Source organism: Streptomyces griseorubiginosus (genome assembly GCF_036345115.1).
GTDB lineage: Bacteria > Actinomycetota > Actinomycetes > Streptomycetales > Streptomycetaceae > Streptomyces > Streptomyces griseorubiginosus_C.
The window spans coordinates 2,725,474-2,738,051 of record NZ_CP107766.1 but is presented as its reverse complement, the minus strand read 5'-3'; the positions used below and the strand labels follow the sequence as shown (position 1 = coordinate 2,738,051).

The following is a 12,578-nucleotide window of genomic DNA, read 5'->3' as shown; positions in this document are numbered from 1 at the left end:
AGGGCGATTCCCAGCTGCCACCGACCCCGAGGACCGCGAGCGCCGTGTTCGATACTCTTTCCGATCGCCTCTCAGCGACTTTCAAGAACCTGCGCGGCAAGGGACGGCTCTCCGAGGCGGACATCGACGCCACCGCGCGCGAGATCCGGATCGCGCTCCTCGAGGCGGACGTGGCCCTGCCCGTCGTCCGGACGTTCATCAAGAACGTCAAGGAGCGTGCCCTCGGCGCCGACGTCTCCCGGGCGCTGAACCCCGCCCAGCAGGTCCTGAAGATCGTCAACGAGGAACTCGTCACGATCCTCGGCGGCGAGACCCGGCGCCTGCGGTTCGCCAAGAACCCGCCCACCGTGATCATGCTGGCGGGTCTCCAGGGTGCCGGTAAGACCACCCTCGCGGGCAAGCTGGGCCACTGGCTGAAGGAGCAGGGCCACTCGCCGCTGCTCGTCGCCGCCGACCTCCAGCGCCCCAACGCCGTCAACCAGCTCAGCGTCGTCGCCGAGCGCGCCGGTGTCGCGGTCTACGCCCCCGAGCCGGGCAATGGCGTCGGTGACCCGGTCAAGGTCGCCAAGGACTCCATCGAGCACGCCAAGGCGAAGGTCCACGACATCGTGATCGTGGACACCGCCGGCCGTCTCGGTATCGACGCCGAGCTGATGCAGCAGGCCGCGGACATCCGCGACGCCGTCTCCCCGGACGAGATCCTGTTCGTCGTCGACGCGATGATCGGTCAGGACGCGGTCAACACCGCCGAGGCCTTCCGCGACGGCGTCGGCTTCGACGGCGTGGTGCTCTCCAAGCTCGACGGTGACGCCCGCGGTGGCGCGGCCCTGTCGATCCGGCAGATCACCGGCAAGCCGATCATGTTCGCCTCCAACGGCGAGAAGCTGGAGGACTTCGACGCCTTCCACCCCGACCGGATGGCCTCCCGCATCCTCGACATGGGTGACCTGCTCACCCTGATCGAGCAGGCGGAGAAGACGTTCAGTCAGGAAGAGGCCGAGAAGATGGCCTCCAAGCTGGCGTCCAAGAAGGGCCAGGACTTCACCCTGGACGACTTCCTGGCCCAGATGGAGCAGGTCCGCAAGATGGGCAGCATCTCCAAGCTGCTCGGCATGCTCCCGGGCATGGGCCAGATCAAGGACCAGATCAACAACCTGGACGAGCGGGACGTCGACCGCACGGCCGCGATCATCAAGTCGATGACCCCGGCCGAGCGCCAGGAACCGACCATCATCAACGGCTCGCGCCGCGCCCGTATCGCCAAGGGCTCCGGTGTCGAGGTCAGCGCGGTCAAGAACCTCGTCGAGCGGTTCTTCGAGGCCCGCAAGATGATGTCGCGCATGGCCCAGGGCGGCGGGATGCCGGGCATGCCGGGGATCCCGGGCATGGGTGGCGGTCCCGGCCGCGCCAAGAAGCAGCCGAAGAAGGCCAAGGGCAAGCAGCGCTCCGGGAACCCGATGAAGCGCAAGCAGCAGGAGGCGGAGGAAGCGGCCCGCAAGGCCGCGGGCGCCCAGGGCGGCAGCGCCTTCGGCGTCCCGGGCCAGCAGGCACCGCAGGACTTCGAGCTGCCGGACGAGTTCAAGAAGTTCATGGGCTGACGGATCATCGCGTACGGCGCCGGGGGTGCCCCTTGACGGGGGGCGCCCCCGGCGCCGTACGGGTCCATGCCCCGGCGGGGAGACCGACGGCTAAGGCGTGCGTGCGATCAGGTAGCGGAAGACGTTCGGCATCCACACCGTGCCGTCCCGGCGTTGATGCGGATGGAGTGCCTCCGTCACCTCCTTGTCCACCTGGGCCTGGTCGGTCTTCTCGATGGCCGCGTCGAACAGCCCGGTCGACAGCAGGCCCTTGAGTGCGCTGTCGAGGTCGGCGTACCCGAAGGGGCAGGCCACCCGGCCCGAGCCGTCGGGCCTGAGCCCTGCCCGCTGGGCGACCTCCTCCAGGTCGTCGCGCAGGGCCGGGCGCCAACTGCCCGCGCCGCGCAGCGGATCCGCCAGCCTGGTGGCCACCCGCAGCACGGACGACGTGGCACACCGCTCCGGCGGACCCCAGCCGACCAGCACCACGGGCGTCCCCCGCGCGGCGAGCGGTGTCGCCGCGGCGAGCAGGTCCGCGAGCCCCTCCGAGTCGCCCGCGAGGCAGCCGATCGGCTCGAAGGCGGTCACCACGGTGTACGACGGAGCCCCGGCGTCGGCGGCGTCCTCGGGCGTCCCCTCGGCGAGCCGGGTGCGGGACCGCGCGCGCGTGCCCGGCGTCTCCGGCAGCAGCCGCTCGCGCGCGAGGGCCAGCCGCTCGGGGGAGGCGGGCTCGACACCGGTGACCACGGCGCCTCTGGAGGCGGCCATCAGCAGGGCGAGTCCGCTGCCGCAGCCGAGGCCCAACAGCCGCGTCGCGGGGCCCACTTCCAGTCGCTCGTAGACGGCCTCGTACAGCGGAACCAGCATCCGCTCCTGGATCTCGGACCAGTCACGCGCGCGTGCACCGAGGTCCGCACGGGAGGTGGCTCCCGTCGAAGGCGGGTGCTGCCGCACGAGCGTAGGTGTCATGGATAAGCGCCCCAATCGCCGAGATTGCCTCTGTGCTTGATCACGTAGCCCCCGTGACGTGCGCTCGCGCTCCCCCCGTATGCCAGATAACTCCGCACTCGTCCGCGCGTCCAGAGGGCAAGGGGCCCCGCTTGCCGGGGCGGTGGTGCCGGGGAAAAGAATTCACATGGCGGCAACGTGGGCCCGTAACATCGCGCCATGGCAAAGGCACCTGTTCTCACACCCCGGGCGGACGACTTTCCGCGCTGGTACCAGGATCTGATCACCAAGGCCGAACTGGCCGACAACGGTCCGGTGCGCGGCACCATGGTCATCCGACCGTACGGGTACGGGCTGTGGGAGCGGATGCAGGCCGAGATGGACGCCCGCATCAAGGAGACGGGCACCCAGAACGCGTACTTCCCGCTGCTGATCCCCCAGTCGTACCTCACCCGCGAGGCCGACCACGTCGAGGGCTTCGCGCCCGAACTCGCGGTCGTCACCCACGGCGGCGGCAAGGAGCTGGAGGAGCCCGCGGTCGTCCGCCCCACCTCCGAGATGATCATCAACGACTACTTCTCGAAGTGGGTGCAGAGCTATCGCGACCTTCCCCTGCTGATCAACCAGTGGGCCAACGTGGTGCGTTGGGAACTGCGGCCCCGCCTCTTCCTGCGGACGACGGAGTTCCTGTGGCAGGAGGGCCACACCGCGCACGCCACCCAGGAGGACGCGCGCGCGTTCGCCTCGCACATCCACCGGCGGGTCTACGAGGACTTCATGACCAACGTCCTCGCCATGGACGTCGTCCCCGGCCGCAAGACCGTCAAGGAGCGCTTCGCCGGCGCCATCAACACCCTCACCCTCGAAGGGATGATGGGCGACGGCAAGGCCCTCCAGATGGCCACCAGCCATGAGCTGGGCCAGAACTTCGCCAAGGCCTTCAACACCACGTACCTGTCGAAGGAGGGCACCCAGGAACTCGTCTGGCAGACCTCCTGGGGCTCCACCACCCGCATGATCGGCGCCCTGGTGATGATGCACGGCGACGACCACGGCCTGCGTGTCCCGCCCCGGCTCGCGCAGACCCAGGTCGTCGTGCTCGCCATCAAGGGGGACGAACCGGTTCTGGCCAAGGTCCGCGAGATCGGCGACCGGCTGCGGGCGGCGGGCCTGCGCGTCCACGTCGACGACCGCACCGACACCCCCTTCGGCCGCCGCGCCGTCGACTGGGAGCTCAAGGGCGTGCCGGTCCGCGTCGAGGTCGGCCCCCGTGACCTGGAGAACGGCACCGCGATGGTGGCGCGACGGATCCCGGGCGGCAAGGAGGCCGTGTCGCTGGAGTCCCTGACGGCACTGCTCCCCGGGTTCCTGGAGGAGGACCAGGCGCTGCTGCTGGCCCAGTCCCGGGAGCGCCGCGAGTCCCGTACGACCGAGGTGTCGACCTTCGACGAGGCCGTCGAGGCCGCTGTCGCCGGCGGCTGGGCGCGGATCCCGTGGGCCGTCCTCGGCGAAGAAGGCGAGGCCAGGCTGGCCGAGCACGCGGTGACCGTACGGTGTCTGGTCGCCGAGGACGGGTCGGTGCCGGGCGCCGACGACGCGCCCGGTAACGTCGCGGTCGTCGCGCGCGCTTACTGAGGTAGCGCCCTTCCGGTGCGAGAGCGACCGAAACGCCCCTTGCGCACCCGCGGATCACAACCGCACCGGCGCGTGGACACGATCTACGCGCCGGGGCGTACTTCACACTACGTACCGGCTTGGTATGAGCTGTGAGGCTTCTCCGCAGATCAGCGCACCCGCCCTCGTCTCCACGCATCAGCGGCAACTGACGGGTACGTGCAAATTATTTGGGATGCCCCGGAATAGGAACACAGCGGCACTCTGGCTCGTTGTCATTACGTGAGCACGACACAGACACCACCTGTTCTCGCCGCAGAGCTGGCAGAGGCGTGGGCCGACATTCAGCGGTACCACCCCGAGCTGCCCGACCTTGCCGCGCCAGAGTCACTGATCGGGGAGTCGTCGTCCGCCTGCGGTCACGAGCTCTCCTTCGAGCGACTGCTTCACGAGGCAGTCCACGGCATCGCCGCCGCGCGAGGCATTCGCGACACCTCCCGCGCCGGCCGCTACCACAACCGGAGATTCCTCGCGATCGCCGAGGAGATGGGCCTGGACCACCCCGAGGAGCCGCATCCCAGCAGCGGCTTCTCGCTGGTCACGCTCACCCCCGAGGCGAAGCGCCGGTACCGCCCGACCATCGAGCGGCTCCAGCGCGCCCTCAAGGCCCACACGGCGGCGACCTCCGCCGACACCGCCCGCTCCTTCCGGGGACCGGCGGCCCGGCACGGCTCCTCCGGGGGCGGGGTCCGGGTCAAGGCCGTCTGCGACTGCGGCCGCAACGTGCGGGTCGTCCCCTCCGTCCTGGCCCAGGCGCCGATCGTCTGCGGGGGGTGCGGCAAGCCGTTCCGGATCCCCGAGGTCGTGGGCGCGGCAGCGAGCTGAATCGCGGCTGCTCGTGGCAGCCGCGGTCGGCCCGGGGGCACCCGGAGTGCCGGGTGCCCCTCAGGCGTGCTCGCGCGCGACCTCGGTCCGAAGGGGGCCGCGGGGTGTGGCACAATGGCTAGCTGTACTCGACAGCCGCACAGGAACCCTCTCGCCTCCGGCTGACGCGTCCATCGGGCACTCGGGTACCGCAACCCCACGCGGCAATCTCGCCGTGCCCAACCACGTCAAAACCAGGAGAACCCACTCCCGTGGCAGTCAAGATCAAGCTGAAGCGTCTGGGCAAGATCCGTTCGCCTCACTACCGCATCGTCGTCGCCGACTCCCGCACCCGTCGTGACGGCCGTGCGATCGAGGAGATCGGTCTGTACCACCCGGTGCAGAACCCCTCGCGCATCGAGGTCGACACCGAGCGTGCGCAGTACTGGCTGGGTGTCGGCGCGCAGCCGACCGAGCCGGTTCTCGCCATCCTCAAGCTGACCGGCGACTGGCAGAAGTTCAAGGGCCTGCCCGCCCCGGCTCCGCTGCTCCAGCCGGCCGAGAAGGCCGCGCGTCCCTCGTTCGAGGCCCTCGGTGGCGACGACGAGGGCAAGGGTGAGGCCATCACCCAGAAGAAGAAGGCTGAGAAGAAGGACGAGGCTGCCGCCGAGTCCGAGTCGACCGAGGCCTGAGCATGCTCGAGGAGGCTCTCGAGCACCTCGTGAAGGGCATCGTCGACAACCCTGACGATGTGCAGGTCGCCTCGCGCAACCTGCGCCGCGGACGCGTGCTGGAGGTCCGGGTCCACCCCGACGACCTCGGCAAGGTGATCGGCCGCAACGGCCGCACCGCACGCGCCCTGCGTACCGTCGTGGGCGCCATCGGCGGCCGCGGTGTCCGCGTCGACCTCGTCGACGTGGACCACGTCCGCTGACGCAACGCAGCACCGGCTCGGGCCGGGGAGGGCCGTCGGGCCGTCCCCGGCCCGTAGTCGTACCTATCTGTCGTCCAGGAGATCAAGCACAGTGCAGCTGGTAGTCGCTCGCATCGGCCGTGCTCACGGCATCAAGGGCGAGGTCACCGTCGAGGTCCGCACGGACGAGCCGGAGCTGAGGCTCTCGCCGGGTGCCGTCCTGCTCACGGACCCCGCCTCGGCGGGCCCCCTCACCATCGAGACCGGCCGTGTCCACAGCGGCCGTCTCCTCCTGCGCTTCGAGGGCGTGAAGGACCGCACCGCCGCCGAAGCCCTCCGCAACACCCTCCTGATCGCCGAGGTCGATCCGGAGGAGCTGCCCGAGGAGGAGGACGAGTACTACGACCACCAGCTGATGGACCTGGACGTGGTCACCGCGGACGGCGTCGAGGTCGGCCGCATCACCGAGATCTCGCACCTGCCCTCCCAGGACCTCTTCATCGTGGAGCGGCCCGACGGCAGCGAGGTGATGATCCCGTTCGTCCAGGAGATCGTCACCGAGATCGACCTGGAGGAGCAGAAGGCGGTCATCACGCCACCTCCCGGGCTGATCGACGACCAGGCGGAGATCGCCTCGTCGCGGGAAGAGTCGTAGAAGATGCGCCTCGACGTCGTCACGATCTTCCCCGAGTACCTCGAACCCCTGAACGTCTCGCTGGTCGGCAAGGCACGCGCGCGTGGGCAGCTGAACGTGCACGTCCACGACCTGCGGGAGTGGACCTACGACCGCCACAACACCGTCGACGACACCCCGTACGGCGGCGGACCGGGCATGGTCATGAAGACCGGGCCCTGGGGGGACGCGCTGGACTCCGCGCTGGCGGACGGCTACGAGACGGGCTCCCACGCACCCGCCCTCGTCGTCCCCACCCCGAGCGGCCGCCCCTTCACCCAGGAACTCGCGGTCGAACTCTCCGAGCGCCCCTGGCTGATCTTCACGCCCGCGCGCTACGAGGGCATCGACCGCCGGGTGATCGACGAGTACGCCACCAGGATGCCGGTCTACGAGGTGTCCATCGGCGACTACGTCCTCGCCGGCGGCGAAGCGGCTGTACTGGTGGTTACAGAGGCCGTCGCGCGACTGCTTCCGGGCGTCCTCGGCAACGCCGAGTCGCACCGGGACGACTCCTTCGCGCCCGGTGCCATGGCCAACCTCCTGGAGGGGCCCGTCTACACCAAGCCGCCCGAGTGGCGCGGCCGCGGCATCCCGGACGTGCTGCTCAGCGGCCATCACGGCAAGATCGCCCGCTGGCGCCGCAACGAGGCCCTCAGGCGTACGACGGCCCACCGGCCCGACCTCATCGAGCGCTGCGACCCCAAGGCCTTCGACAAGAAGGACCGCGAGATGCTCTCCATCCTGGGCTGGGCACCGGACCCGGAGGGGGAGCCGTACGGCCGATTTTGGCGCAGGCCACAAGGCATGGAAGAATAGCTCGCTGTTGTGCGTCGTCCGGCGTGCGCCCCTGCCACAGGGGGACACGACGCCCGCCCCGGCACGGACAGCATCCTCAGAATCACCTAGCTACCGCCTATGACCTGTGGCATGGGCGAAGAAAGCAGACGAAATGTCTCACCTGCTCGACTCCGTCGACGCCGCGTCGCTGCGCAGCGACATCCCGGCCTTCCGCCCGGGTGACACGGTCAACGTCCACGTGCGCGTCATCGAGGGCAACCGCTCCCGTGTGCAGCAGTTCAAGGGCGTCGTCATCCGTCGCCAGGGCGCCGGTGTCCGCGAGACCTTCACGGTCCGCAAGGTCTCGTTCTCCGTCGGCGTCGAGCGCACCTTCCCGGTGCACACCCCGATCGTCGAGAAGATCGAGCTCGTCACCCGCGGTGACGTGCGTCGCGCCAAGCTGTACTACCTGCGTGAGCTGCGCGGCAAGGCCGCGAAGATCAAGGAGAAGCGCGAGAACTGAGCGCTTTTCGGAGGTCACAGCGGGGCCGGATAGCATCTGGCCCCGATGGACACCGAAGCACAGCCGACGGAGCGCGACCGCTCCTCCCGTCCCGCACCAGGGACCGCGGAGGGACGGTCGCGTTTCGCGTTGGTGTCGAGGATCACCGAGTGGCTGCCCGGCGGCCGGATCTCGCTGTCCCTGCTGCTCTGCCTGGTCTTTCTTTTGCTGATCAGTACGTTCGTGGTCAGACCTTTCCAGATTCCTAGCGGATCCATGGAAAACGGATTGAGGGTCGGGGACCGCGTTCTCGTAAATAGGTTGGCGTACCGTTTCGGTGCCGAGCCGCGGCGCGGCGATGTGGTGGTGTTCGACGGAACCGGGTATTTCGGGGACGGGGACTACATCAAGCGCGTTGTCGGTGTGGGGGGAGACCATGTGGTCTGCTGCGACAAGAAGGGGAGGATCGAGGTGAACGGCCGGTCGGTCGACGAGTCGGGCTTCCTGTACCCGGGCGACGCTCCGTCCTCGGTGCCCTTCGACGTCGAGGTGCCCGACGGCACGCTGTTCGTGCTCGGTGACCATCGCAGTGTCTCCAGCGACTCCCGGGACCATCTGGGCTCCCCGGGCGGCGGCATGATCCCGGTCGACGACGTCCTCGGACGGGCCGACTGGATCGTCTGGCCGGCCGCGCACGCGGTCCGACTGCACCGTTCCGGCGCCTACGCGCGCGTGCCCGCCGTGGAGGGTGCGCATGGGTAACCGCGGCAAACCGCGCGGGGTGTCGAGCACCGCCGCAGAGAACCTCCTGCCCACCGGCGTCCGGCGCTCCACCAGTCCCGGCGGCGGCCGCTCGCGTGCGGAGCGCCGCCAGCTGCAGCGCAAGGTCAAGCGGCGCAGAAGGCGCGGAGCGGTCAAGGAGATACCGCTCCTCGTCGGTGTGGCCGTCCTCATAGCCCTGGTCCTGAAGACCTTCCTCGTCCAGGCGTTCGTGATCCCGTCCGGGTCGATGGAGCAGACGATCCGGATCGGCGACCGGGTCCTGGTCGACAAGTTCACCCCGTGGTTCGGCTCCGAGCCGAAGCGCGGGGACGTCGTCGTCTTCAAGGACCCCGGCGGCTGGCTCCAGGACGAGCAGACCACCACGAAGAAGGACGATCCCGTCGTCGTCAAGCAGGTCAAGGAAGGGCTCACCTTCATCGGCCTGTTGCCGTCCGAGAACGAGAAGGACCTCATCAAGCGGGTCGTCGGCGTCGGCGGGGACCGCGTCAAGTGCTGCGACGCCGAGGGGCGGGTGACGGTCAACGGCGTCCCCCTGAGCGAGACCGACTACCTGTATCCCGGAAACGCCCCGTCCGCCCAGCCGTTCGACATCACCGTCCCCCAGGGGCGGTTGTGGGTGATGGGCGACCACCGCGCCAACTCCGCGGACTCCCGCTCGCACCAGGACACCGACTACGGCGGCACGGTGTCCCTGGACTCGGTGGTGGGACGGGCCAGGGTCATCGCATGGCCTTTCGGACACTGGACCATGCTGGACGAACCGAAAACTTACTCTTCCGTTGCCGACTCGGCGGTCGGGGCGACCTCAGCCTCGCAGGCGTCGCTTAGGGTTGCTCCCGACGCTTCGAACGAAGCGATCCAACTCCCGAGCCCTGCGGAACTCCCGCTCGTTATGGGAGTGGTGGGCCTGCGCCGTACGTGGCGCAGGCGGCGGCACAGAGTAAGGAGTTGGCGTGGGGGATGTGGCGGTTGGCGCACGATCCGGGCACGACGGCGAGGAGCACCGCGGACGCCCCGTGGAAGCAGCCGACCCGGCCGCGGAGGGCGCCGTAACCTTCGGGAATGACCCGGCCGCGGGCGGCGAGGGCCCGCCGGTGGACGAGCCTCCCGGGACCGGTGGCGGCGGGACGGGCGGATCCGCGCCCAAGGCGAAGAAGCCGCGCTCCTTCTGGAAGGAGCTGCCCATCCTGATCGGTATCGCGCTGGTCCTCGCGCTGTTGATCAAGACGTTCCTGGTGCAGGCCTTCTCGATCCCGTCCGACTCGATGCAGAACACCCTCCAGCAGGGCGACCGTGTTCTGGTCGACAAGCTCACCCCGTGGTTCGGCTCCAAGCCCGAGCGCGGCGAGGTCGTCGTCTTCCACGACCCCGACAACTGGCTGGCGGGCGAGCCGACGGCGGACCCCAACGCCGTACAGACGTTCCTCTCCTGGATCGGCCTCATGCCGTCCGCGGAGGAGAAGGACCTCATCAAGCGCGTCATCGGCGTCGGCGGCGACACGGTCTCCTGCTCCGGCACCGGCCCGCTGAAGGTCAACGGCAAGGCGCTGGACGAGGCATCGTACGTCTACCCCGGCAACACCCCGTGCAGTCAGGACGACCAGGGCGGCCAGTTCACCGTGAAGGTCCCCAAGGGCTACATCTGGGTGATGGGCGACCACCGGCAGAACTCCCGGGACTCCCGCTACAACCAGTCGGACGCGCACCACGGCATGGTCCCGGTCGACGACGTCGTGGGCCGAGCCATCGTCAAGGCCTGGCCGATCAACCGCTGGGGCACGCTGCCGAAGCCGGACACCTTCAGCCAGGCCGGCATCAACGACCAGGCGTCCGCGTCCGCCGCGCTGACGTTCGCGCCGCAGGGGGTCGCGCTCGTGGGCGTGGTGCCGGTGGCACTGTGGCGGCGCAGGAAGCCGTCGGTGGAGCGGGGGCGCTGATCGCCCTGGGGTGAGGCGGCTCTCTCGGCGGATCGGCTCGGGGTGCGGAAGCTTCCTTGGTGAATCGGCTTGGGGTGCGGAAGCTACCTAGGTGAATCGGCTCGGGGTGCGGAAGCTACCTAGGTGAATCGGCTTGGGGTGCGGAAGCTACCTAGGTGAATCGGCTCGGAGTGCGAGGGCTCCCTTGGTGAATCGGCCGGAGTGGCTGATCGCGGTCTGCTGCCTCAGGTATGGCATGACCTGGTGAAAGCTTTGCGGAGCTTGCGCCCCCTGGCGGCCGGGAAGGACTGACCCCGTCAGTACCGCCGGGTAGGGTGCGGACCCATGGGTGGCGAGAGCGCAACACGTACGGCCCCGCGGAGCGGCGGCGGCACCGGCACACGCCCGGCGGGCAGCCGGACCGGACAGCGACTGTCCGGCCTGGCCGTCGCGCTGGGCATCGTGCTGTTCCTGGGTGGTTTCGCCTGGGGAGCGCTGCTCTACCGGCCGTTCACCGTGCCCACCAGCTCCATGTCGCCCACCATCGCCGCCGGTGACCGGGTGCTCGGACAGCGCGTCGACGCGGACGAGATCCGCCGGGGTGACGTCGTCGTCTTCACCGACAAGGAGTGGGTGACCGGCGCCCTCGTGGTCAAGCGCGTCGTCGCGGTCGGCGGGGACACGGTCGCCTGCTGCACGAACGGCAAGCTGACGGTCAACGGCAAGGAGATCGACGAGCCCTACCTCAAGGGCGGTGTGGCCGAGGACAAGACCATCCCGACCGTGAAGGTGCCCGAGGGCCGGCTGTTCCTCCTCGGCGACGAGCGTCAGGGCTCCCTGGACTCCACCGCCCACCTCACCGACGCGGCCCAGGGCACGGTGGCGCGCAGCGCCGTGGAGGCCCGGGTGGACGCCGTCGTCTGGCCCTGGAAGGGCATGCTGGAGCGTCCGACCGGCTTCGGGAAGCTCGGCGCGATCTCCGAGCAGGGGCCGCTGAACACGATCCTCGTCCTGATCGTCGTCGGCGCCGTGCTGGTTCTGGGGGGCGGGGCGTACGGGCCGGTGGCCAAGTGGTTCGGCGGGCGCCGGGGAGTTCGGACGGAGCCTGCTGGTGCCCGCTGAGGTGGTGGGCGGGGGGTCGGGGTTTTCCTCGGGTTTTGCCTCGGATGGGGCCGCGGGTGGGGTGTCGGCCGGGGGCTCGGGTGGGGCGGTGGCGGGTTTGGGTGATGCTGTGGCTGCCTCGGGTGGGGCTGTGGGGGCTTCGGGCGGGGCTTTGTCGGCGGGGTCGGGTGGGTTCTCGGTCGGGTGTTCCGATGGGGCTGCGGAGGGATCTTCGGGGGAGGCGCCGGCCGGGTCCGCGCCCTCGGGCTCGGGCGGCTCATCGGCGGGAACACCGGGCGGGTCCTCGGTTGGAGCCTCGGCTGGATCCCTGGGTGGGGCCTCGGCCGGATCTCCGGGTGGGGCCGAGGCTGCGCACGAGGGCGGGCTGCGCAAGGTGGCGCGGGTGGTGTTGCTCGATCCCGAGGACCGCATCCTGCTGCTGCACGGACATGAACCGGACGATCCGGCCGACGACTGGTGGTTCACGCCCGGCGGCGGACTGGAGGGCGACGAGACCCGTGAAGAGGCCGCGCTGAGGGAACTCGCCGAGGAGACCGGCATCACCGAGGTGGAGCTCGGGCCGGTGCTCTGGCGGCGGACATGCTCCTTCCCGTTCGCGGGCCGCCGGTGGGACCAGGACGAGTGGTACTACCTGGCCCGTACGACGCAGACGGCCACGGAGGCGAGAGGCCTCACCGAGCTGGAGCGGCGCAGTGTCGCCGGAGCGCGCTGGTGGACGTGTCAGGAACTGACCCGGGCACATGAGACGGTGTATCCGACCAGACTCGCCGAGCTGCTGCGCAGGCTGCTCGACGAAGGTCCCCCGGCCGGGCCCGTGACCCTCGACACCGAAATCGTCTAGGGGCTGACGGGACTGGCGCACAATGGTGGGATCGCACGGCTGAAG

At 69.7% G+C, this 12,578-nt stretch carries 14 protein-coding genes; 13 read left to right on the top strand and 1 reads right to left on the bottom strand.

Going from position 1 to position 12,578, the window contains the following annotated elements:
- The first annotated feature begins 44 nt into the window (after positions 1-44).
- Positions 45-1,598 (top strand): signal recognition particle protein, encoded by a 1,554-nt coding sequence (gene ffh / locus OHN19_RS12145; RefSeq protein ID WP_330264214.1) that lies wholly within the window; start codon positions 45-47, stop codon positions 1,596-1,598.
- A gap of 90 nt (positions 1,599-1,688) precedes the next feature.
- Here ffh and OHN19_RS12140 read toward each other — a convergent pair whose 3' ends face one another.
- A complete protein-coding gene (locus OHN19_RS12140; RefSeq protein ID WP_330264213.1) occupies positions 1,689-2,546 on the bottom strand; it encodes an SAM-dependent methyltransferase in 858 nt (285 codons plus the stop codon).
- Positions 2,547-2,744: 198 nt separating this feature from the next.
- On the opposite strand from OHN19_RS12140, the gene proS reads away from it, so the two are divergent.
- From proS to OHN19_RS12080, 12 genes are all read left to right on the top strand, one after another.
- On the top strand, positions 2,745-4,160 hold the full coding sequence (gene proS, locus OHN19_RS12135; protein ID WP_330264212.1) for a proline--tRNA ligase: 1,416 nt from the start codon (positions 2,745-2,747) through the stop codon (positions 4,158-4,160).
- 261 nt (positions 4,161-4,421) lie between these two features.
- Positions 4,422-5,024, top strand: a complete 603-nt coding sequence (locus OHN19_RS12130) for a hypothetical protein (protein ID WP_030611678.1) — start codon at positions 4,422-4,424, stop codon at positions 5,022-5,024.
- A gap of 251 nt (positions 5,025-5,275) precedes the next feature.
- The gene (gene rpsP / locus OHN19_RS12125) at positions 5,276-5,695 is read left to right on the top strand and encodes a 30S ribosomal protein S16 (RefSeq protein ID WP_123763336.1); all 420 of its coding nucleotides are present in this window, start codon (positions 5,276-5,278) and stop codon (positions 5,693-5,695) included.
- A gap of 2 nt (positions 5,696-5,697) precedes the next feature.
- Entirely contained in the window at positions 5,698-5,937 is a 240-nt protein-coding gene (locus tag OHN19_RS12120) for an RNA-binding protein (protein WP_003973401.1), read from the top strand.
- 91 nt (positions 5,938-6,028) lie between these two features.
- Positions 6,029-6,571: a ribosome maturation factor RimM gene (gene rimM / locus OHN19_RS12115; protein ID WP_330264211.1), complete on the top strand. Its 543-nt coding sequence runs from the start codon at positions 6,029-6,031 to the stop codon at positions 6,569-6,571.
- Positions 6,572-6,574: 3 nt separating this feature from the next.
- Complete coding sequence (gene trmD / locus OHN19_RS12110; RefSeq protein ID WP_330264210.1) at positions 6,575-7,408, top strand: tRNA (guanosine(37)-N1)-methyltransferase TrmD; 834 nt, start codon at positions 6,575-6,577, stop codon at positions 7,406-7,408.
- A gap of 133 nt (positions 7,409-7,541) precedes the next feature.
- Positions 7,542-7,892, top strand: a complete 351-nt coding sequence (gene rplS / locus OHN19_RS12105; RefSeq protein ID WP_123763339.1) for a 50S ribosomal protein L19 — start codon at positions 7,542-7,544, stop codon at positions 7,890-7,892.
- Positions 7,893-7,937: 45 nt separating this feature from the next.
- Positions 7,938-8,633 carry a signal peptidase I gene (gene lepB, locus OHN19_RS12100; RefSeq protein ID WP_330264209.1) on the top strand — a complete coding sequence of 232 codons (696 nt, stop codon included), beginning with the start codon at positions 7,938-7,940 and terminating at the stop codon, positions 8,631-8,633.
- The gene (gene lepB, locus OHN19_RS12095) at positions 8,626-9,720 is read left to right on the top strand and encodes a signal peptidase I (RefSeq protein WP_330264208.1); all 1,095 of its coding nucleotides are present in this window, start codon (positions 8,626-8,628) and stop codon (positions 9,718-9,720) included. The genes lepB (OHN19_RS12100) and lepB (OHN19_RS12095) overlap by 8 nt, the downstream gene beginning before the upstream one ends.
- Entirely contained in the window at positions 9,608-10,591 is a 984-nt protein-coding gene (lepB, locus tag OHN19_RS12090) for a signal peptidase I (RefSeq protein WP_330264207.1), read from the top strand. The genes lepB (OHN19_RS12095) and lepB (OHN19_RS12090) overlap by 113 nt, the downstream gene beginning before the upstream one ends.
- Positions 10,592-10,915: 324 nt before the next feature.
- Positions 10,916-11,692, top strand: coding sequence for a signal peptidase I (gene lepB, locus OHN19_RS12085; RefSeq protein ID WP_330264206.1), 777 nt, complete (start codon positions 10,916-10,918; stop codon positions 11,690-11,692).
- Between the two features lie 307 nt (positions 11,693-11,999).
- Complete coding sequence (locus OHN19_RS12080; RefSeq protein ID WP_330269589.1) at positions 12,000-12,533, top strand: NUDIX hydrolase; 534 nt, start codon at positions 12,000-12,002, stop codon at positions 12,531-12,533.
- The last annotated feature ends 45 nt before the right edge of the window (positions 12,534-12,578 follow it).

Coding starts and splice junctions, on each gene's coding strand:
- trmD (WP_330264210.1), top strand. CDS start 6,575: ATGCGCCTCGACGTCGTCACGATCTTCCCCGAGTACCTCGAACCCCTG.
- OHN19_RS12120 (WP_003973401.1), top strand. CDS start 5,698: ATGCTCGAGGAGGCTCTCGAGCACCTCGTGAAGGGCATCGTCGACAAC.
- lepB (WP_330264208.1), top strand. CDS start 8,626: ATGGGTAACCGCGGCAAACCGCGCGGGGTGTCGAGCACCGCCGCAGAG.
- lepB (WP_330264206.1), top strand. CDS start 10,916: ATGGGTGGCGAGAGCGCAACACGTACGGCCCCGCGGAGCGGCGGCGGC.
- rplS (WP_123763339.1), top strand. CDS start 7,542: ATGTCTCACCTGCTCGACTCCGTCGACGCCGCGTCGCTGCGCAGCGAC.
- OHN19_RS12140 (WP_330264213.1), bottom strand. CDS start 2,546: ATGACACCTACGCTCGTGCGGCAGCACCCGCCTTCGACGGGAGCCACC.
- proS (WP_330264212.1), top strand. CDS start 2,745: ATGGCAAAGGCACCTGTTCTCACACCCCGGGCGGACGACTTTCCGCGC.
- lepB (WP_330264209.1), top strand. CDS start 7,938: ATGGACACCGAAGCACAGCCGACGGAGCGCGACCGCTCCTCCCGTCCC.